A 22,545-nucleotide genomic window follows, 5' to 3' on the forward strand; every position below is an offset into this window, starting at 1 on the left:
TCCTCCCCAAAAGGGGAGGGAGATAGTTCTTGAGTTGATAAGTTATTGGTTGAGTTTGTTAGTTCATGAGTCTTTGAGTTGATAAGTTTTCAGTTGTAAAACGGAAAAAGGTCATTTCTTTTTCCCTCTCCTTTTGGAGAGGGATGGGGAGAGGCTTCTGTTGGGTTGTGGGGGAGTCTTTCAGACTCAACATTGTGAGGTGCCATTTACCGTAAGATTAAAGGCTTACGGTTATTCATAGGGTTGTCCTTCGGACAATAAGGGATTCTTTTTTATCGCGGGGCTTTAGGCCTACGGGATAGAACGATGCCAAAAACAAGTTCCATTCCGCTCTTCTTCCTTCAGGGAAGATACTTAGATGAGGGATGAGGGAATAGAGATTCAAGATGATAAGAAACTTTTGATGAATCTACTGAGGCTTCCTTATCTTTTATGTATGCGCTCTTTGATACGGCGAACTATGTCGGTCTTCTGCTGTAATATGCGCCATGAAAAGGTGGCACTGATGAGGAAGAGGACGAATCCCGCTGTCCAATAGGCCGTACCTTGGGTGTTAATTACCACGACATAAGCACATAGCGCTACGAGGATGTGGAAAATGGTGTAGCCTATGTTGCTTCGACTCATGCGATAACCATAACGATGGTAGGCCATCATATTTGAAACAATGGAGTCAATCATACCTGCCAAGAGGATTCCGAAGCCGGCTCCGGTGAGTCCCCAATGGGTGAATCCAAAGCAAACGACACCGATGATGGCTGTAGCGGAGAGTCCTTCTATAATTAAATAGGTGGAAGAGTCGCCACGAGAGAGTGGTATATAGCAGAGCGGGAGGGTGATAGCTCGTAGATACATGGCTAAGATTGCCGGCTGTACCATGCCAAGTGCCGGTAGGAACTTACCACTATAGAGAAGTGGAAGAATGATGGGCATGCCTACAAGAAAGACAATAAGAAGTGGCGCAAGCATGAGTAGCGAGACCTCTATCTGTCGGTTGATAAGCCGGTTTTGCTGTATGATGTCGTTACCGATAGCCGATAAGCGCGGAAAATAGTCGGTTTCTAAAGCTGTAAATACGATTCCAGCATAGGTCATGGTCATCATGAAGCCTGCATTATACAGTCCTACATCATCAAGATTGCCGTGGGTGTTGAGGAAAAGGCGGATGATAAACTCTGCTCCGCTGCCTATCATAGCCGACAACATGAAAGCGATACCGAGTCGGATGGTACTGTTGGCTTGTGATAGAAAATCTTTGTGGAGTGATAAATGAAGCGGATGGTAGCGGTAAGAGTAGCCGATGGTGAGCAACATTTGGCCTAAAGCTATCAACAGAAGTGACGGGATGATGGCCGACAGCTGCCAAACTAGGAATAAAGGAACAGAGATGATGAGTGCCAAGACCACTTGGAAGAGCGAGATAAAGGCTAGTGGGCGGAGACGGCGTGTACCTTTGAGAACAGCCAGTTCGCCTCCCGTGATGGTCGATAATGCCACGATGGGGGCGAGAAGCATGAAGTGTAGTGTGTGGTTTCCCCAGTTGAAAGTCCACGAATTGAGCACCGGACTGAGGACAACGCATAGTATCATGCCCACGATGCCGGTGATGATGCTCCATGAACGAATCAGTTTGATGTAGTGGTCGAGTTCTTCTTGGTTACCATGTTCGTAGGCATAGGATATTTTCCGAATCCCACTGACCGGCAAACCTAGTTGACTAGCATCGCCAAGTAGACGGATGGTGGAGTTGAACAGAGACATGAGGCCCACGCCATTTGGGCCGAGAATCATTGCCACCAACTTGGTACGGATGATTCCTACCAAGATGCTTATCCCTTGCATACCACCGAATAAGCCGGTATATTTGAGGATGTGGGTGTAGTTGTCTGTCTGTTCTTGTTCTTTCATGCAATGATGTCTCCATATTGAAGGAAACAAAAAAAGAGGTAAGAGACGGATGGATGTTCCTGTCTTTTACCTCTTCTTGTATACGTTTGAAGTTTTTAATCTTGCTCAATCCATCCTGATGCCTGCTTTGCTTCGCTGGCTCTGTAAGATGGTATTACCTGCCCGGCTCTGTAGATGCCTACGAGTGTGATGTCGAAGACAAGCGTGGAGTAGGCCGGAATGGTAGAGTTGGCGCTCTTACCATAGCCCAATTGGTAAGGAATGTAAACAGTCCAACGGTCTCCAAGATGCATGTGCATGAGCGCAGTAGCAAATCCGTCAACTGTTCCGGAGACTAACATCTTGGCCGGAACCATGGTCTTGAGATCGTAATCGTAACCACGTACCCATGATTGATCGAAGATATAACCGTCTTTATAACTCGTTGACGGCAGCAAGCGTCCTTGATAATGTATGCGGACTGAGTCGGTGTAAAGGGGCGAAACCGTCCCTGTGCCACTCTTTTGTACCTTGACTACAATGTGGTCGATGGCGTCGTTGTGCACATTATCGGCAAACGCATAACTCTTAAATACCTTCCAAGAAGCGTCACCTGTTGCTGCTGCATCCTTTGCTTTTTGATAGATGGTGTTGAAATAAGTCGTATTGGTGGTTTCCCAATTAGGGAACTCGTCCACCTTATTGTCGTCTCCCTCTTTGCAAGATGTAAGTCCGAAGACCACAGCAAGCAATAATAGCACTGTATAGTCGGCCAGTTTTCTCATTTCCATAGGTTTACTGAAGTTTCTTGAGAACGCTTGTGATGCTCACACGATCCTCAATGATGTTGCGCAACTCGGCGATGTCGACGCGCTCCTGAGCCATAGTATCGCGGAAACGCAACGTCACTTTGTTGTCGTTTAACGTATCGTGGTCTACCGTAACGCAGAAAGGCGTACCGATAGCATCTTGTCTACGATAGCGTTTACCGATTGAATCTTTCTCTTCGTAGTGTGTGTTGAAGTGGAATTTCAGTTGGTCTACTATCTCACGAGCTTTCTCTGGGAGTCCGTCCTTCTTCACTAATGGGAGCACAGCGCATTTGATTGGCGCCAAAGCTTCGGGCAAACGAAGAACTACGCGAGTCTCTCCATTCTCCAATTTCTCTTCTGTATAGCTGTGACACATGACGCTTAAGAACATACGGTCAACACCGATTGAGGTCTCAACAACGTAAGGTACATAGCTTTCATTGGTTTCCGGATCGAAGTATTTAATCTGTCGGCCGGAGAATTTCTCATGTTGTGAGAGGTCGAAATTGGTGCGTGAGTGGATTCCTTCCACCTCCTTGAAGCCGAAAGGCATCTTAAATTCAATGTCGGTAGCGGCATTAGCGTAGTGCGCCAACTTCTCATGGTCGTGATAACGGTAGTTCTCATTGCCCATATTGAGACCCTCATGCCATGCCAAACGAGCCTTCTTCCAATATTCAAACCACTTTATTTCGGTACCCGGTTGGCAGAAGAATTGCATCTCCATCTGCTCGAATTCGCGCATACGGAATACGAATTGGCGTGCCACAATCTCATTACGGAAAGCTTTACCAATCTGTGCGATACCGAAAGGAAGCTTCATACGGCCGGTCTTCTGAACATTCAGATAGTTCACAAAGATACCTTGTGCGGTTTCAGGACGCAGATATATCTTGTTGGCAGCGTCTGAGAGAGAGCCCATTTCGGTAGAGAACATCAAGTTAAACTGGCGTACATCCGTCCAGTTCTTTGTGCCTGAGATGGGGTCTACAATCTCTTCGTCGAGTATTATCTGCTTGAGTTCCTCTAAATCTGGGCCTTGCATAGCCTTCGTATAGCGTTCGTGAAGGGCGTCATGTTTTTGTTGATGCTCCAGAACTCGGGGATTTGTCTCGCGGAATTTAGCTTCGTCGAAGCTGTCGCCAAAACGTTTGCGAGCCTTAGCTATCTCTTTTTCAATTTTTTCTTCGTATTTTCCCAACTGGTCTTCGATGAGATTGTCGGCGCGGTAACGCTTCTTGGAGTCGCGATTATCAATCAATGGATCGTTGAAAGCATCCACGTGACCGCTCGCTTTCCATATTGTTGGGTGCATGAAGATGGAAGAATCGATACCTACGATATTCTCGTGGAGCAACACCATGCTCTTCCACCAATACTCTTTGATATTGTTTTTCAGCTCAACACCGTTCTGTCCGTAATCGTAGACAGCTGCGAGGCCATCGTAAATATCACTACTTGGGAAGACAAACCCGTATTCCTTACAATGGGAAACTATCTTCTTGAAAACATCTTCTTGTGCCATGATTTATCTTTTGTTTACCTTTTTAACTCGGCAAAGGTACACAATATTTCTGACAGACTGTCTATTAAAAATGCAAAAACTTCATAAAGAACATGGCTTTACAGGCTTTATGCTTACCTTTGTAAGAAACTATCAGACGATGCAAATACTTTTATCATGCGCCAAGGACATGACTTCCGAGCGATTATACGATAGCCGAAAAGGTACGATACCGATGTTTCAACAACAGGCTGAGGCCATAGCTACGCAGATGATGAGCTACAGTGCCGAAGAATTAGGGGCTATGTTGAAAATCAATCATCAGCTAGCTGCACTCAATAAGCATCGCTATACCACATTTTTAGAGCCTGAACCGAAGATGGAAACTATCTTCTCGTACACTGGAATAGCCTATAAATATCTGCAAGCAGGTAGCTTTTCTGATGTGGAATTAGCATATGCGCAGGGGCATTTGTGGATAACATCGTTCTTATACGGTCTGTTGCGTCCCCTCGATATGATTAAGAACTACCGTTTGGAAGGCTCTGTCTACTTGGGAGAGAATGGTGGTCAGCGCATGTTTGACTATTGGAAACCGCTCTTGACAGACGTATTGATAGACTCAGTGAAGCAAGATGATGGCGTGTTATTGAATGTGGCAAGTGCTGAAATGAAGCATCTTTTTGACTGGAAGCGTGTTAAACGTGAGGTGAAAGTGATAGAACCGGAGTTCATGGTGGATAAGAATGGCAAGTTGAAGAGCATCGTCGTGTATTGCAAAATGTGTCGTGGAGCCATGGCTAATGATGTGATTAGGCATCAAATCAAAGATCCCGATCAACTCAAAAACTTTGAATTTGAAGGCTTTTCATATCGTTATGATTCAGAAGATGGACTTCATCCGCTCTTTGTCATGGAGGGATAATGGTCTTAGATGTTTCTTAGAGGATGATAAGTGTACTTTTGTGTGCGGACACACGTACTTGATTTATGTCAAGAATTAAACGGTATAATGAAAAAGACAAGTTTGTTTTGAGATGTAATTTTGCGATACCATATATCTTTGCATCATCAAAATTGAACGAAATTAGCGTGCGAAAAGTTAATAGATAATAAGATAATAAAGAATGTAAATCTCAATACGGTATCTAGTTTAAGGTAAGAAGATGGGATAATAAGTACGCAAGTAACAAGAGAAATTTGAGAGATTGATGTGCCACGAGGCACGAATAAAAGAAAGCAATAGAAATGAAAGGGGAAAGAGGTGATTTCTGTTAGATACAGGAATCACCTCTTTTCTGTTATCGGCAAAGTAAGTTTAGCCATTTTAATGGACACTATATTTTGGTAAGCGATAGGATTATACTAATTTTGCACATACAATATTGATATATGTTTAGCAGCAAACAAACCGACGCCTTGTTGGAACGAATTCGTCTGGGAGCCACGATGACGAATCGCGAGAAGCTCAATCTCATTGTCGAATTGAGTATTCCGTCTATCTTGTCACAGATTACTTCGGTACTGATGTTCTTCATTGATGCCTCAATGGTGGGACAGCTCGGTGCTCGTCCGTCTGCTGCTATCGGCTTGGTAGAGAGTACTACATGGTTGTTAGGGGCTTTTACGTATGCTTCTTCCATGGGGTTCTCCGTGCAAGTGGCTCACTTTATCGGTGCCAACGACTTCGACAAGGCGCGTCAGGTGTTCCGTCATGGACTGATATGTACCTTCTTCTTGAGTCTGTTTGTAGCTTTTTGCGGTTTCTTGGTGCATAAACCATTACCGTATTGGTTGGGTGGTGGTGCCGACATAGCGCATGAAGCATCGCTCTATTTCTTGATTTATGCGCTGGCCATGCCCTTTTTCCAGCTTGGCAACTTGTCCGGAGCAATGCTTAAGAGTTCTGGAAATATGCGTGTACCTAGTGTCGTCAATGTGGCCATGTGTGTGCTTGACGTGCTTTTCAACTATATTTTTATCTTCCGGTTTGGTCTCGGTGTCGTCGGCGCCGCTATCGGAACGGCTCTCGCTATCATGTGCGGTGCGTTCTCACAAGCCTATTTTGCCATCTTCCGGAGTAAGATATTGGCACTCCGACTAGATACAGCTCCATTCCGTTGGGTATGGGATTATGTGCGTAATGCAGTGAAGATAGGCGCTCCAATGGCTGCTCAATCTATCTTGATGAGTACGGCTCAGATAGTCAGCACCATCATTGTGGCACCTCTAGGCAACTTTGCCATTGCGGCCAATACCTTTGCCATCACGGCCGAAAGCCTTTGTTATATGCCCGGTTACGGTATTGCCGATGCGGCGACCACGCTTGTGGGGCAGAGCAAAGGAGCCGGTCGACTCGACCTTTGTCGTAATTTCGCTTATATGACAGTGGCTCTTGGCATGGCAGTCATGGCCTTTATGGGTGTTATCATGTATATTTTTGCGCCCGAAATGATAGGTGTGCTTACCCCCGTTGAGGCCATTCGTGAACTAGGTATACAATCTCTTCGCATCGAAGCCTTTGCAGAACCGTTCTTTGCTGCAGCCATTGTGGCCTACAGTGTATGTGTGGGAGCTGGCGATACTTTGCGTCCTGCACTCATCAACTTGGGCAGTATGTGGTGCTTACGTCTTACCACAGCAGCTTTATTGGCACCTCATTATGGCCTGAAAGGGGTTTGGACAGCTATGGCAGCGGAACTTACGTTCCGTGGTTGCATGTTCCTTTGGCGTTTGTATCGCGGTAAATGGCTGCAAGCCAAGTTAGGTTAAGGGAACAACTCAAGCCCTTTCCGACTCAAGAACTCCCTCAATAACTCATTAATTCAGAAACAGAACAACTCAAAAACTCACTCCAACATTTCCTCCAACCGCTCCACTGCCGATGAAAGGTCGGCATCAAAGCAGGTATGGTCTAGCAGATATGAATCATTTCCATTGGCCAATAGCGCGTACAAGTCCTTGTTCATGTCAGCCACGTACGAACCAATAGCATATTCTATATCGTCTTTTTGCCAATCGAGCGTGGAGTATTGATACACACGATACTTCTGATGGAAGAAGCTGTAAGCCGATTCTATACTGTCTTTTGTAATCATATAAGTCGATGTTTGTGGTTTACCAAAATCGCTTCTCGGTCTCCGAATATTGGAAACCGGCCTTTGCCATGCGTGCCTCCAAGTCTTTTCTGCCTATGTTGAAATGGTAACATATCTGGTCAAGATTGTCAAATTCTTCGTCGCGCAACAGGAAGTTGATGGCCGAAACAAGCATCGGTATGTCGTTTTGTGGTAGGTGGTCCATGTGTATAAAGAGTATTTAAGTTTCGCAGAGATGCTCAACTTTGGAGTGATCGGGAGTTAAATGCCTATCTGGCATTGGAGTTATAGAGGGAGTTGACAGATGAATGTTTGTTGATTTCATATCTTGATGACTGTTGTATGAAAGATTATCGCTTCATCGGTGTTGCATTGGAGCGCAGCGAAAACCTACGGAGATAAGGCAAAGACCAATTCGTGTTTGATAAGACTCCCTCAAGTTTGCCAATTGTATAACAGATTGTGCGTGGGCAGTCTTGCCAGACTGGATACCCCGAATATTATAAACCGGAGACTATCTTCGCTATCGCTTGATAGTTCCCGGCTATTTATAGGCAGTCCTTCGGACTGGCATTGATATACATTTATTTATATGTTATAAGTAGATTTTACATCTCTATTTTGCTTTAACACTGCTACTTATTGATTGAAAACGTTATTCTTAAATCGTAGCAATGTTTTACTACATTATCCGTAGATAATGTTTCCTTCTTCATCTTTGTACTCGTCGGCGATACCTTTCTCGTAGGCTGTCATGGCACGCAGGCTCATACCCATGCTAGAGAAGCCACCATCGTGGAAGAGGTTCTGCATAGTTACCTTACGAGTGAGATCGGAGAACATCACAATACAGTAGTCGGCGCACTCATCGGCCGTGGCATTGCCTAGTGGCGACATGCGGTTAGCGAAGTCGTACAGACGATCCATACCTTTGATACCGGCACCGGCTGTGGTCATTGTGGGCGATTGTGAGATGGTGTTCACACGTACGTTGTGCTCACGGCCATAGATATAACCGAAGCTACGAGCGATAGATTCGAGCAAAGCTTTGGCATCTGCCATGTCGTTATAACCCAAGAATGTGCGCTGTGCAGCCACGTAGGTGAGGGCAACAACAGAACCGTATTCTGCAATCGCATTTAATTTCTTGGCAGCCTGAATCATCTTATGAAATGAAATGGCTGATATGTCGAGTGTCTGTCCGAGCATCTTGTAGTCTAGATCGTCGTAAGTTCTCTTCTTACGCACATTGGGCGACATACCGATAGAGTGGAGTACGAAGTCCACCGGACCACCGAGAACTTCCATAGCTCTCTTGAATACGTTTTCAAGGTCTTCCACATTGGTAGCGTCGGCAGCAATGACTTCTGCGCCAGTTTGCTTGGCCAATGCGTCAACTTCTCCCATACGGATAGCCATAGGAGTGTTGGACAGCACAATCTGTGCGCCCTCTTCTACTGCCTTTACGGCAACCTTCCAAGCAATCGATTTGTCGTTCAGTGCCCCGAAAACAATACCCTTTTTACCTTTTAAAAGATTGTAACTCATCGTTTTATTTGTTTCTATATAATAATTTGAGAATGCAAAGGTATGTGTTTTTTGTTGATAAGCCAACCGAATTGTCCTATTTCTTACCCGTTTTTGCACAGATAGGGCTGTGTTGTGCATATTATAGAGGCGTGAGTTCATGAGTTTTTCATTCCCAACTCGTCACTTGTCAACTCCATAACTTATCACTTGTCAACTCGTCTACTTGTTAACTGGTTGGCTGCAAGGGCGTGGCAACATCGCTGTCTAGGCTTTGCAGCAATGCTGAATGGGCTAGGCAGTAACGCTGACAAGGCGCTGCAACAGCCCCACCCCGTCCCTCCCCAAAAGGGGAGGGAGGATATATAGAGTTGACAAGTATACAAGTAATGAGTAGAAAGAAAGCACCTGTTACGCCAACAGCGACTATTAGGTCGATGACCGGTGGTTCCCCAAAAGGGGAAGGAGGGTATATAGAGTTGATAAGTAGACGAGTTTAGAGTTCAGTTTATAAGTTTCTAAGTTCATAAGTTTTGAATTGTGGGGATTATTCTATTTTATGTAGGTACGCGACATGTTATATACTTACTGTTCAAAAAATCACGGTGATATGAAAAAATATTGAGAAAAATTTGCAAGAAAGTCTAAAATGAAATGCATTTGCAGCGTGCTATTATAGTAGTACACTAAGGTTGGTTTAAAAATACGGGTATGATAGAAATTCAAAACATGACGTTTGGCTATAGCAAGAAGGTAGAACCGGTGTTCGACGACTTCTCGCTTTCTTTGCCGGAAAACCGCATCTACGGTCTATTGGGTAAAAATGGGATGGGTAAGAGTACGTTGCTCAATCTTGTTTGCGGTTTGTTGCGTCCGCAGCAAGGACGTGTGTATATTGACTGTATGGACGTAAATGCACGTCGAGTGGAGATGTTGCAGGATGTGTATATCGTCCCCGAAACATTTGAAATGCCACGGATGAGTATGATGAAGTGTATTGAGATGCACCGTGACTTTTATCCTCGGTTTTCCGACGAGGTGTTAATCAAGTGCTTGTCGGAGTTTGAATTGCCCGAAGTGAAACGGTTGAACGAACTCTCTATGGGACAAAAGAAGAAAGTATATATGTGTTTGGCATTGGCTTCGGGAACTCGGTTGCTGGTAATGGACGAACCAACCAACGGCTTGGATATACCTTCGAAGAGTCTCTTCCGCAAGATTATAGCCAACAATATGACCGAAGAGCGCACCATGATTATCTCTACTCATCAAGTACACGATGTGGAGTCGCTGCTCGACCATATCTTACTGCTTGACCATTCACAACTCTTGCTCAATGCTTCAGTGGGGGAACTGACCGATAGATACACTTTCGGCTATCGCCGACAGAGCGAGATGGACGATACAGTGATTTACGCAGAACCGGCATTGCAAGGCAATGCTGTGATGTGTCACCGTCAAACAGGCGATGAAGATACGCTCTTGAACTTGGAATTACTGTTCAATGCAATGGTGAATCAAGCAAATTTTACCAATCTGGAAAACCAAGAACACAATTAAATGGAGGAAATATGATGGAAACATTTAACATACGTAGATTTGGGAAACTATTGGAGTGGCGCATATACACTGGCTGCTTACGCTATTGGCCGGGACTCTTAGGCGCAGTATTGGGTGCCGCATTCTTATATATGATAATCCCACTCCTTCATATAGAAGATATGCAAATGTCTGTGACCAAGTTTTTAGGAGGTATTGTGGCTACGTTTTTGGGAATAGTATTCGTTATTTCCGGCATGGGAATCATGCAGGGGATGTGTAAGCCACATGAGTTGGTATCAGAGTTGATGTTACCTGCTTCTTTTCTAGAGAAGTTTTTGTCGCGTTACCTCTTTGGATTGTTGTCTTTCTTTGCACTATTTTTAGGTGTTTGGATGTGTACAGAATTATTCTACTATATATTGCACTTGATAGTCTCTATTGATTCGTATAGCATGATAACTCCTTATGTTTGGCGTGATATATGTGAGAATCAAGACCTCTTTACTTGTCGAGATTTATGGATTCATACCGTCTTTTTGGTGACGATGGTAGTGTTCCGCAGGGTGGGACCATTGGTGACTGTTGTCGTATGTGGAATGGTCTTGGGTGGTATGGAATATTATCTTACCTATCAAACAAAAGAAGCCGTGAATTCTCACGGCTTCTTTTGTTTATATATATGTATTTATACCAATACCGGAACGACGAATTTAGCCAAACAATAGCCTCCACCAATGAGCCAAAGATAAAGAATGGCTGCTAATACGAAGGGTTTAAAACCGGCTTTCTTAAACTTCTCGATGCTCGTTTCGGCACCAAGTGCGGTCATGGCCATGGTCAGAAGGAACGTATCAAAAGTGTTGATAAAGTTCACTAGAGATTCGGGCAAGAGGTCGAAAGAGTTGAACCCGATAACGGCTAAAAATAGAATGGCAAACCAAGGAATGGTGATTTTGCCGCGCTCATTATCGCTTGCATTTTGTCTAGTAGCACGTGCTACGCTGTAACTGATGACTAATAGTACCGGTACAAGCATCATGACACGGATCATTTTGACGATGATGGCTACGTCGGAAACTTCTTTACCCATGGCATTGCCGGCACCAACGACGTGTGCAACTTCGTGAATGGAAGAACCGGCAAAAATACCCATGGCCTCAGGAGATAACTCAAATATGCCGCTACGATACAATATAGGATAGAGGAACATGGAGAGTGTGCCGAAGATAACGACCGTGGCAACGGCCACAGCCGTCTTATATGGTTTGATTTTAATGGCCGACTCGGCACCTAATACAGCCGCGGCTCCACAGATACCACTGCCAACCGATGTGAGCAAAGCGATGCCTCGGTCCATGTGGAGCAGTCGTCCGATGAGTATACCACCGCATACCGTGACCGTCACCATGATGGCATCGATGGCGATGGCAGGTAATCCTACGGCTGTAACATCCTGAAAAGTGAGTCGGAAACCGTAAAGGATGATACCGATACGGAGGATTCGTTTAGAACAGAAAGCGATACCGGGAACCCATGTTTCGGGCAGATTATTGCGGAGACTGTTGGCATAGAGCATACCTAAAATGATACCGACAATCATCGGACTGAATGAAATCTGCTTGACGAATGACATGTCGCCGATGTAGAATGCGGCGCAAGCGAAGAGTGTTATCAGTAGCACTCCGTGGAGCATACTGCTCCTTGATGATGATAATTGCATAAAAAGAGGCCGCTCCTTATCTCTTGATATGAAAGAAAGAGGGTAGAGCGGAGTTATTGATTGGTGTTATATTATTAATAATCGTTACTCTCGTATCTTGAGTAGAGAGATGGGGGTAAACGTTTACCCAAGTATTTGCTTGGCGTGTTCCTTTACCTTGATTTCTTTGGGAGTGAAGATACGTTCTACGATTCCCTCTTCGTTGATGATAAAGGTGGTACGGAATGTACCAAAATATTTACGACCATACATGCTCTTCTCACCCCATACGCCGAAAGCTTCATTCAATGTCTTCTCGGTATCTGCGATGAGTGGGAAGGGCAACTCATTTTTATCGATGAATTTCTGGTGCGACTTCTCATCCTGAACGCTTACACCTACGACTGCATAGCCGGCTTTGCGAAGTTCGGAGTAATTGTCGCGTAGATTGCAAGCCTCTGTAGTGCAACCCGATGTACTGTCCTTTGGATAGAAATATAATACCAGCTTTTGTCCTTTGAAGTCGCTCAATTTAATCTCGTTACCTTTTTCGTCGCGTCCCAATACTTCGGGTGCTTTGTTTCCTACTTCCATAGTTAAATGTGTTTAGTTGTTGTTTATTGGCGGAAATATGGTGCACACGAGCACAATGAAAACCTTTTTTCAAATTGTCGAGTGCAGTATTTCAGCTACAAAGGTAATGAAAATAAGGGATAAAGGGTATATAGTTAGCGTTAAACTCGTATATTATCGACAAAATTAATGTGAAATAATTGTTTTGTATCCTCGTTCTTTTATATCTTTATTCTACATCAAACCACAACAATCGAAGATATTATCTGTTATTCGTGGGATTGTCTTATATCTTTATTCTACATCAAACCACAACTCATTAAGTGAGCGACAACTTGAGGTAATGTTGTCTTATATCTTTATTCTACATCAAACCACAACAAAGCTAACACCAACGATTTGTTTTCCTTGTTGTCTTATATCTTTATTCTACATCAAACCACAACTCCTTTGGTTCTGGAGATATTCAGATACAGTTGTCTTATATCTTTATTCTACATCAAACCACAACAAGATATTACGGCTGCTCGTGCTTGTGAAGTTGTCTTATATCTTTATTCTACATCAAACCACAACCAATCCTTTGCGTGTGTGTGCTTTTAATCAGTTGTCTTATATCTTTATTCTACATCAAACCACAACAGTCAGGAGAACCTCACTTGTTGTTAGATTGTTGTCTTATATCTTTATTCTACATCAAACCACAACGGTGATACAGAACTGGTATGCAAGCATGTTGTTGTCTTATATCTTTATTCTACATCAAACCACAACAAGAACTACGACAACATCATCTGGTTTGCGTTGTCTTATATCTTTATTCTACATCAAACCACAACTATTTGTTTGCAAAAGCTCCTCCCAACAAGTTGTCTTATATCTTTATTCTACATCAAACCACAACTTCGAGCTCGTTGAACATAGCTTTTGCCAAGTTGTCTTATATCTTTATTCTACATCAAACCACAACAGAAACATGAAGAGTAATAAATCATTAATTGTTGTCTTATATCTTTATTCTACATCAAACCACAACATCTGATAAGATAATATCATCTATAACACTGTTGTCTTATATCTTTATTCTACATCAAACCACAACAGTGGCGCAAACAAGACATTGAAGAACACCGTTGTCTTATATCTTTATTCTACATCAAACCACAACCCATTACGTCCCAGTCTGTGCGGATTGGGTTGTCTTATATCTTTATTCTACATCAAACCACAACAGGCATTACTGGCTTGTGTTCTATTCCTTGTTGTCTTATATCTTTATTCTACATCAAACCACAACATATTCCTAGTGCTGATTTGAATTTGCAAGGTTGTCTTATATCTTTATTCTACATCAAACCACAACGTATATGTCTTATATCCTTATAAATCAATGAGATATGATAGGATTAGAGTATATGAAGTGGCCGTCTCTTATGTAGATATAGCAAAAATACTAAAAAAATTCCAATTGCATAGGAGCTTTCTCTGTTTTTGTTTTAATTTCTCCCCAAATATTGATAATTCCGGCATATTGTCTATCCGTGATAGTCAAAATACTAACATGACCTTGTGTTGGCGTGAATGTTTTTACACGTTTGATATGTACATTTGCGCTTTCAAGAGAACCACAATATCGAATATACACACTATACTGATACATGGTAAATCCATCTTTCTCAAGTTCTTTCCTGAATCGAGTATGATTTTTACGTTCTTTAGCTGTTAAAGTTGGTAGATCAAACATCACAAACAACCACATAATATGGTAACAATTTAGTCGGATTTCACTCATCTTATTTCTGGTAATATCAATTTATTACTTGTTTTGGCATAACATCTTACCAATGATGCCATTGTCAAAGAGAGACCAACTGAAAGCGGACGTGTTACTTTCTTAAAATAAGTATCATAGTATAATAGTCTAATTAGTTCTGCTTTGGTTTCTTTATTCAACTCCTCTTTTCCTTCACAATAGAGATTATAAACTATTTCATCAACAAAGGGACGATATGGTTCCATCAGATCATCAGCTAATGGAAAAGCATTGTTTCGATTTCTATGAAAGAGTCCAATCGCCGGGAATAAGCCTGATGACATCAAGGAGCGGGCTACGGCCGATCGCAGTATAGTATATCCATAATTTAATAGACTGTTAATACCGGGCATATTTCTATCGCGTAGAAAGTCCTTGCCAAATAATTCTGACCAATAAACTTTTGCAGCAATCCCTTCTCTATTATCGGCATCGCCAGATTTTACGTTCATAAACAAAGGTTTTAGTAGCTCACCTCGTTTGCCGACTTTATTTAATAGTAACGATTGATTACGGATCTTTGCTTCTACAATCTGTTTCCAAATATTCTTTTTCAAGACCTCTCCAGCATTCATTTGGTTTCGTATGGTTTCTCCTTGTGTTGTATTTGTATCTAAGTTTAATAGCATTGAACATGGCATACCTTTACTATTACAAAAGACTAATGATACGTTGTTTTCTGATAAAAAATTCATTAGTGGTACGGTCAATATCACTTGTGGATGTTCTACCATTATAAACCCTAAATCTTCTATAGGAACAGTATGTAGCTCATCAGGGTGTTCCTTCAAAGAAATAACTAACTGTCTATCTTTCATAGAAAGCATGGCAGGAGATGTAAAAACCAAACTACGTTTCAGCATATTATGCGTTATATTAATTCTATATTTCCCGTTACATCAATATTGAAGTCTATGTTTTCTACCAAAGCATTAAATTGGGTGTGAAGCATAGTAATTGCTGGACGAAGAGCTTCACCATTCTTAAAAGCTCCATTTTTTGATTTTATATCCTTAGAAGGTCGTGCTTCTTGGTGATGTCTCAATGATAAGATGCCATATTCACAACCAGATACAATCATGGAGCTCATTCCTACAAGTTTGTATAACCTCCGACAAATATCTTCTTTTTTTGTGAAATCTATTTCTTCTTTGTTCTCTTCGTACAGAATAACCATTGTCCCATTTGTTAATGTTGTTTTCAATGGGAAGCCATGTTTAATACTCTTTTCGGGTACGATGGTAGGATAATCTCTTCTATCTTGACTACGTTTAAAGAAATTAGCAGCTTCAATATTCTTTACGACTTCGAAATCTCGCTTAACCTTTCCTTTTACAGTTCCTTCATAGATGGCAATCAGGTAATTAATGTCATTAGATACATGGAATTTCCGTTTGTACTCTTTACTAGAACTATCGCGATGTGTACGAATATCTATAGGCTTCTTGATTGATTTTGCATAGCACCTAACTTTCTTAATCAATACACCTTTTTCTTTATTCATATAAATAGGAGCATTGACAGCTTCCTTAAAATTCTTTCCCTCTAATGCTTTCCGTACTGTCTCTTTAACAACATCATCGACGATACTATCAACATCGCTCATTTGCTCAAAGGATGATACAGCTCTTCTTACTACATATTTGATTTCGCCATCTCGTTCAATGGCTCCATAATATGTATCATTGTGTAGACTTCCGTGAGCAGAATCTCCTTGTGCCCAATGTTGTCCTGTAGATGTTATAATTCTCTTTCGTGCCTGTTTAGCCATATTGTTTGGGCTATGGTGTACTACGAATAAGCTATGCTCCAAATCTAATAAGTCTTCCGTGAATGTCTTCCATGGTTTGGGGAATATGGGCTTTATTCCGTGATGATATAGATATTCAGCTTCGTCATGATAGTATTGTGCCATTTGAGCATATTCATGTTTGCCGATGCAGGCTATTGTAATAGCATCGATGCAATGATGTACATGGTTATTGCGTGATTTCTTCTCATACTCATTTTGCAATCCCCACATTTTCCTAAATTCAGCAGTTGTAGTCCCTTTTACAACAAATACATGACCTTTGTTACGTTCATTCTTATCATGGAATAATGATTTTAAATATAGTCCCGCATATTTAGAAATGAGTCCAATACCTACACCCTGCCTGCGACTGAATCCCTCTGGAATCTCATTCATTATGAATCGTTCATATTTCCCACGCCAGTAGTCACGTTCTAATTTTAATAAGTGCCTTTTTTGAATTAGCCTGTCTTTTATGTCTTTAGCCATTCCGGAATGAGTACGAATACGATCTATATCTTTGGATAATTTCTCGTAGCTGTTTTTCCAACCAGCTATTCGTACTAATATGTCTGCGTGATTACCCAGTTGTGTTGGTAATTGAGCTTTTTTAATCTCGCGATTGAATCTGCTGTCACATAATGTCAGATTCATGTCAGTACTATCTCCACCCACACTCTGTGGTATAGTATGTTCTATATCATATTTGGGGGTAGCTCCAAGAAATTCAGCAATGCCTATTTGCTGTCCTGTGTACAAACAAATATGATTTTGTTCTTCCCATAATTTGAATTTCAGAATATCTGTATCTGTTGGTACTATTGCTTTTCCGGTTTCTTCCTTGTATAGATTTGTTATCTCCTCTACATATTTCTTATGTAATTTCTCTTGTGATTTCTGCCAAATAGATATTGCTTTTCGTTTGTTTGCATCATTTAGTTCGCGAGCGTATTCGACATGTATTTCTGTATCTTGATTTATGATTTTATCTTTCAATAACTGGTTTATAACCTTTCTTATCTCATGTAGTGAACGCATAGCCATAGGATTCCGTATGGCGTTAGTACGTGGTGAACCGAGTTGTAATATACCGTTGCTATTCAATCCTGCATCCGGATAGGCCTCTATCATCGAAGGATGATAGAGCTTATCTACAGCTCCATTTTTTAATTCAAAATTATTTTGTAGAAAGTCTTTCACACAGAAATCCAGAGTTTCTTGTAATTTTGTCTCCTTGGGATTAAAATTTTCTATGAGAGGTAGAAGTTCAGCCAATATAAAATTACGTTTTCTTTGCCATATATCAGTTCCTACTATAGTAGGAATATTAGCTAAGGTTACTGCATGGGAATAGACTAGACCCATACGCAAAAATATATTTATCTTACGAATAGCTTTTAAACTAAGCGATGCAAACTTATGAGTCAATTTGATATTTGCAAAAGTGTCTGCTTCTTTATCTCCTAATTGTAATTTTTTACGTCCAAAGTCTCGTAATTTATCTTTTGATGAGAATGAGTACAATACATTCCAAACATCATCAATCATTGCATCTACAGACTTCTGTCCCAATTTTGTGTCAATGGCTTGATATGATTCTGCTATACCCGTTTGCCAGTCTTGACCAAATACGTTTATCAAGTAAGTCGTCGTTGGGCATCCTGAAACACCTTGTGACATCCGATAATTAAACTTATAAGCTTTATCAACAACATCGCCTATATAGCAATAGTTATTTCTGCCCGCTAGTTCTTTGGCAATATCCTCAAAGTCAAAGTTGGGTTTAGATTTTCTGCAAAACAATTTAGTAATGGAGTCTCGTTCCTCTGTATTTAGTACACGAAGTTCTGTATCATAAGGCCCTTGCACCTTAATTGTATTTATAAAACTCAGCATACGGAATTCTTCATATGCAGGATGAGAATCTGCACATCTTGGTTTATTAGGCTCGAATGTACATCTTCCAACAGTATGGCGTTGTGATTTCAGCGGACGCTGAAAATACAACGCGCTTGCTAATTCTTCGATTAGTTTTTTATCTAGCTTTTGTTTTTCGCATATTGCATAAAATTCTTTTTTATAGTGAAATTCACGACTTGTATATCTAGTCCTAAGTCTCACCGTATTGCCATGTTCATTATAAAGTTTATAGAAGTATTCTCCTAAATACTTACATCCTGAAGATTGTATTTCTTCTGTTAAATTAGAAATACCGCATTTTACAGCACCTATTTGATTTTCATCTTCTTCATTATCTAACCTATTACTTAAAAAACCTCTTCGTTGTGCAAGATGATACATGGCTCTACCTACAGTCATGCGATTTGCAGATACTGACATGTCAAGCTCTTCATGTAAGCAGCGATACCTGTATATGTAAGGGTTCTTCCCCTCCTTTTCGTCAGTACGTTGCCATTGTAATAAATCTTTGTTTTGGGGATATAGTTTTCGCGTATGCCATAAATGTAGTTCTTCTTCAGAGACTTGAGGACATAAGTTATATTTCACTAGAACTTTTAATACTTCTATCTTACGTAGTCTCCGTCTAAAGTATAGCTTTCGCAGAGCTCGGTGGCTGGTCCTCTCTGCAGCTTTTGATGATTCAACACCTTTCTCGATTTTTACTCCCTCTTCGAAAATCAGATCACCATATTTAATTAGTGAATATTGATTGTTCTCATCTCTATCAACCACAGCCCAACCTAGGCTATTGGTACCGGAATCCAATCCTAATATGCGCTTTTTCATGTTTTATTAAATTAATGCAATAAAATTATACAAAATATTTGTAACTTCAAAATAAATAATCTATATTTGCAACAGAAAGATTTCTACATCTTATCACAATAAGGCTATATGCCGAAGGATATTTTCCTGTAGCTCCTCTTCGGAGGGGCTTTTTTTTGATTCTCATATATGGAGGAAAGATGAGCAAATCATTTCCTCTTTTTTATATTTATACCTAAGTGCTACTAACCTGAATCCTAACTAATTGTCCAATATATTTCTATTTAATATACGCCAATATACCTTTAGTTCCAGTCCTTTTGGTTGGAGTAGAGTTAACTATGCTAATTTTGTATTTGCTAGTTGACTCTACCATTCCAATTCTTTTAATGTCATTATCGAAAAATATTTGTTTTTTGACGCAATGTATAGAATAATTATTTATCTTTGTAGTGAAGTACTAACAGCCGGCATAATCGAGCGGAACATCCTCGCGGATGATAGGAATACCGTTAAGCCTGAATTAACCAGCGGGTGTTAGTATTAATCCGAAGAGGCAGCAAGGACACCACTATCCAACCGTATGACAAGACTTGACCACGAGATGGCGAGTTGAGAATTAAGACGGCGGACGTAAGGACCAAGCTGCTTCGAACATTTTTATCTATGATAAATAAGCAATCCTTTCCTGATTCTGTCATCATGTAATTCGTATCAAAACTTTAGATCTAACTTTTTGTTTTTGGATATTACAGGCACAGACTAAAACAGCACCCTCATAGTATTTGATATAATATCATTGGTTGAAGAAATTATGTTTCTGTTGTCTCTTTTCCTCATCCGCACCCAGCTATACTTTATCAAGTTCTTCGTAATTCGATTTTGAATATACATAGCACTTTCATCTATAGCATGCTTTGGGTGTCAAAATATATAGCGTATATTTCATAATAGTTGCACACATAATTAAGACTATAATAATAATTTGATAGTCTATACATTCTTAATTTATAATACGAAAATAGCAGCAACATAATATCTCTATTACATTGCTGCCATTCACTTATAGTTTTTTATATTCTATCGTTACATTTCCTGAGAGATTATTTCACTTCCTCGAAGTCTGCGTCTTGGATGTCGCTGGCGTTGCCACCTTGGGATTGTTGACCGTCTTGAGCACCACCGTTGAAGTCTTGAGAAGCGTCGGGGCCGGGCTGAGCACCTTGTGCTCCTTGATACATTTGCTGGCTAGCAGTCTGCATCACGGTGTTGAGGTTGTTGATAGCTGTATCAATTGCAGCCACATCACCACTCTTATGAGCATCTTTGAGTTGCTGGAGAGCACTCTCGATACCGGGCTTTTGGTCAGCAGGAATCTTGTCGCCGTTGTCTTTCAAGAAGTTCTCGGTGGTGAAAATCATGGAGTCTGCCTGATTCATCTTGTCCACTTTCTCTCGCTCTTTCTTGTCTGCTTCGGCGTTACTTTCTGCCTCTGCTTTCATACGGTCGATTTCTTCCTTGCTCAAACCACTTGATGCCTCAATGCGGATGTTCTGTTCCTTGCCTGTAGCCTTGTCTTTGGCGCTTACGTTCAAGATACCGTTGGCGTCAATATCGAATGTAACTTCAATCTGCGGAACACCGCGACGTGCAGGTGCGATACCCTCTAAATTGAACTGGCCGATGCTCTTATTCTGTGAAGCCATGGGACGCTCGCCTTGTAATACGTGAATGGTAACGGCAGTCTGGTTGTCTACGGCTGTAGAGAATACTTCGCTCTTTTTAGCAGGGATGGTTGTGTTAGCCTCAATCAGCTTTGTCATCACGCCACCCATAGTCTCGATACCGAGGGTCAACGGGGTTACGTCGAGCAACACGATGTCGCCCACACCGCTTTCTTTGTTCAAGATAGCACCCTGAATAGCAGCACCTACGGCTACCACTTCGTCGGGGTTTACGCCCTTAGAAGGCTCTTTGCCAAAGTAGTTCTTCACCAATGTCTGCACGGCAGGAATACGGCTAGAACCACCTACGAGGATGACTTCGTCAATGTCTGAAGTCTGTAACTTGGCATCGCGTATCGCATTTTGGCAAGGAACAAGACAAGCTTGGATAAGTCCATGAGCCAATTGTTCGAACTGTGCACGGGTCAAAGTCTTTACCAAGTGCTTAGGTACACCACCTTCAGCCGAGATGTAAGGCAAGTTGATTTCGGTAGATGTAGAGCTTGATAATTCAATCTTAGCTTTCTCGGCAGCCTCTTTCAAGCGTTGCATGGCCATTGGGTCTTTCTTCAAATCGATACCCTCGTCGGCCTTAAAGCCGTCAGCCAGCCAGTTAATGATAACTTGGTCGAAGTCGTCGCCACCAAGGTGAGTATCACCATTGGTAGATAATACCTCGAATACACCGCCACCGAATTCTAGAATAGAGATATCGAATGTACCACCACCAAGGTCGAATACGGCAATCTTCATATCCTTGTTAGCCTTGTCTACGCCATAAGCGAGTGCAGCTGCTGTAGGTTCGTTTACAATACGCTGAACGTTCAAGCCTGCAATTTGGCCGGCTTCTTTGGTTGCCTGACGCTGTGAATCAGAGAAGTAAGCTGGTACTGTGATGACAGCATCGGTTACTTCCTGACCTAAATAATCCTCAGCAGTTTTCTTCATCTTCTGCAATACCATGGCAGAAATTTCCTGCGGAGTATATTTGCGTCCCTCAATATCTACACGGGGGAAACCGTTTTCGTCTACTACCTTATAAGGCATGCTCGTTGCTTCCTTACGCGATTGGTCGTAAGTCTCACCCATAAAGCGTTTGATAGAGTATACTGTGTTAGTCGGGTTGGTGATAGCCTGACGCTTAGCAGGGTCACCCACCTTGCGCTCGCCATCTTTTACAAAACCGATAACAGAAGGAGTTGTGCGCTTACCTTCGCTATTTGCTATCACAACAGGTTCGTTACCTTCAAATACGGAAACGCAGCTGTTGGTTGTACCTAAGTCGATTCCAATAATCTTTCCCATAATCTTATATATTTATTTTTGTTATTATCTAATTTGATGTGGACACCAATATCCGTCATCTTATTAACAAACCATGTGCCAAGTGACATAATATGACAGAATGACACAAAACCATTAGGAGTTTATTAAAGACATGGAAATAATTATTGAAGACTAATTACAGCTAGTTGGCAGTTTCCAAATCCTTCTAAATGTTTTTCTTTGTATTTCTTATTTTCTATATTTATATAGGCGGTATACCGACAATAAGGCTAGAGTATTGTCGGTATAGAGAACTTTCAGTAATTATAATCTTTTATAGGTTTTCTATGCCACGTACCATAATTTTCTTTTTGGGGAGTTTTGTTTTAATTTCGATGTAATCTTGTTCTATGGCTCCTATGATTACTTGATTTTTCTTTAATTTATAGTCTTCTCTTGCAAGTTACAAAACGAAGTGCAATAAAAGAGTAGGCCTCGCCGAGCGATGCAGACGTTCTCGAAGCGTAGCGAGAGGTTGTCTGCATCTCTCGGCGAGGAAAAAGAAACAACCAGCAATACAA

At 41.5% G+C, this 22,545-nt stretch carries 16 protein-coding genes and 1 CRISPR repeat array; of the genes, 4 read left to right on the forward strand and 12 right to left on the reverse strand.

Annotated features, from left to right (window positions below):
* Positions 1–423: 423 nt before the first annotated feature.
* From AC1EK4_RS05770 to AC1EK4_RS05780, 3 genes are all read right to left on the reverse strand, one after another.
* Positions 424–1,908: an oligosaccharide flippase family protein gene (locus AC1EK4_RS05770; RefSeq protein ID WP_480357373.1), complete on the reverse strand. Its 1,485-nt coding sequence runs from the start codon at positions 1,906–1,908 to the stop codon at positions 424–426.
* Between the two features lie 95 nt (positions 1,909–2,003).
* Positions 2,004–2,678, reverse strand: a complete 675-nt coding sequence (gene bamJ, locus AC1EK4_RS05775) for a BamJ family beta-barrel-assembly machinery protein (protein ID WP_231725683.1) — start codon at positions 2,676–2,678, stop codon at positions 2,004–2,006.
* A 4-nt stretch (positions 2,679–2,682) separates the two neighbouring features.
* A complete protein-coding gene (locus tag AC1EK4_RS05780; RefSeq protein ID WP_036899758.1) occupies positions 2,683–4,224 on the reverse strand; it encodes a glycine--tRNA ligase in 1,542 nt (513 codons plus the stop codon).
* Positions 4,225–4,294: 70 nt separating this feature from the next.
* Here AC1EK4_RS05780 and AC1EK4_RS05785 point away from each other — a divergent pair, with 70 nt between their 5' ends.
* Both AC1EK4_RS05785 and AC1EK4_RS05790 read left to right on the forward strand, forming a co-directional pair.
* Positions 4,295–5,128, forward strand: coding sequence for a YaaA family protein (locus AC1EK4_RS05785; protein ID WP_369796382.1), 834 nt, complete (start codon positions 4,295–4,297; stop codon positions 5,126–5,128).
* 467 nt (positions 5,129–5,595) lie between these two features.
* Entirely contained in the window at positions 5,596–6,975 is a 1,380-nt protein-coding gene (locus tag AC1EK4_RS05790; protein WP_062435851.1) for an MATE family efflux transporter, read from the forward strand.
* A gap of 77 nt (positions 6,976–7,052) precedes the next feature.
* Here AC1EK4_RS05790 and AC1EK4_RS05795 read toward each other — a convergent pair whose 3' ends face one another.
* The 3 genes from AC1EK4_RS05795 to AC1EK4_RS05805 all read right to left on the reverse strand — a co-directional run bounded on the left by AC1EK4_RS05795 (position 7,053) and on the right by AC1EK4_RS05805 (position 8,849).
* Positions 7,053–7,301: a hypothetical protein gene (locus AC1EK4_RS05795; protein WP_036900659.1), complete on the reverse strand. Its 249-nt coding sequence runs from the start codon at positions 7,299–7,301 to the stop codon at positions 7,053–7,055.
* A gap of 19 nt (positions 7,302–7,320) precedes the next feature.
* Positions 7,321–7,506, reverse strand: coding sequence for a DUF4250 domain-containing protein (locus tag AC1EK4_RS05800; protein WP_036900662.1), 186 nt, complete (start codon positions 7,504–7,506; stop codon positions 7,321–7,323).
* Positions 7,507–7,988: 482 nt separating this feature from the next.
* On the reverse strand, positions 7,989–8,849 hold the full coding sequence (locus AC1EK4_RS05805) for an enoyl-ACP reductase FabI (protein WP_480357376.1): 861 nt from the start codon (positions 8,847–8,849) through the stop codon (positions 7,989–7,991).
* A gap of 690 nt (positions 8,850–9,539) precedes the next feature.
* Here AC1EK4_RS05805 and AC1EK4_RS05810 point away from each other — a divergent pair.
* Both AC1EK4_RS05810 and AC1EK4_RS05815 read left to right on the forward strand, forming a co-directional pair.
* On the forward strand, positions 9,540–10,388 hold the full coding sequence (locus AC1EK4_RS05810; protein ID WP_480357378.1) for an ATP-binding cassette domain-containing protein: 849 nt from the start codon (positions 9,540–9,542) through the stop codon (positions 10,386–10,388).
* A gap of 11 nt (positions 10,389–10,399) precedes the next feature.
* Entirely contained in the window at positions 10,400–11,095 is a 696-nt protein-coding gene (locus tag AC1EK4_RS05815) for a hypothetical protein (RefSeq protein ID WP_480357379.1), read from the forward strand.
* On the opposite strand, the gene AC1EK4_RS05820 is transcribed toward AC1EK4_RS05815, so the two are convergent.
* From AC1EK4_RS05820 to dnaK, 6 genes are all read right to left on the reverse strand, one after another.
* Entirely contained in the window at positions 11,056–12,090 is a 1,035-nt protein-coding gene (locus AC1EK4_RS05820) for a YeiH family protein (protein ID WP_084589774.1), read from the reverse strand. The two genes, AC1EK4_RS05815 and AC1EK4_RS05820, sit on opposite strands and share 40 nt — an antisense overlap.
* Before the next feature lie 123 nt (positions 12,091–12,213).
* On the reverse strand, positions 12,214–12,663 hold the full coding sequence (gene bcp / locus AC1EK4_RS05825) for a thioredoxin-dependent thiol peroxidase (protein ID WP_036900677.1): 450 nt from the start codon (positions 12,661–12,663) through the stop codon (positions 12,214–12,216).
* 194 nt (positions 12,664–12,857) lie between these two features.
* A CRISPR array of direct repeats spans positions 12,858–14,005; the repeat unit is 36 nt; unit sequence GTTGTCTTATATCTTTATTCTACATCAAACCACAAC.
* 90 nt (positions 14,006–14,095) lie between these two features.
* Positions 14,096–14,434 carry a CRISPR-associated endonuclease Cas2 gene (cas2, locus tag AC1EK4_RS05830; RefSeq protein WP_480357380.1) on the reverse strand — a complete coding sequence of 113 codons (339 nt, stop codon included), beginning with the start codon at positions 14,432–14,434 and terminating at the stop codon, positions 14,096–14,098.
* On the reverse strand, positions 14,431–15,318 hold the full coding sequence (gene cas1, locus AC1EK4_RS05835) for a type II CRISPR-associated endonuclease Cas1 (protein WP_480357381.1): 888 nt from the start codon (positions 15,316–15,318) through the stop codon (positions 14,431–14,433). The genes cas2 and cas1 overlap by 4 nt, the downstream gene beginning before the upstream one ends.
* Positions 15,319–15,326: 8 nt before the next feature.
* A complete protein-coding gene (gene cas9 / locus AC1EK4_RS05840; protein WP_480357382.1) occupies positions 15,327–18,995 on the reverse strand; it encodes a type II CRISPR RNA-guided endonuclease Cas9 in 3,669 nt (1,222 codons plus the stop codon).
* 1,082 nt (positions 18,996–20,077) lie between these two features.
* The gene (gene dnaK, locus AC1EK4_RS05845) at positions 20,078–22,003 is read right to left on the reverse strand and encodes a molecular chaperone DnaK (RefSeq protein ID WP_036900630.1); all 1,926 of its coding nucleotides are present in this window, start codon (positions 22,001–22,003) and stop codon (positions 20,078–20,080) included.
* Positions 22,004–22,545 lie beyond the last annotated feature (542 nt).

The sequence above is a fragment of the Prevotella sp. C0026C3 genome (genome assembly GCF_056590795.1).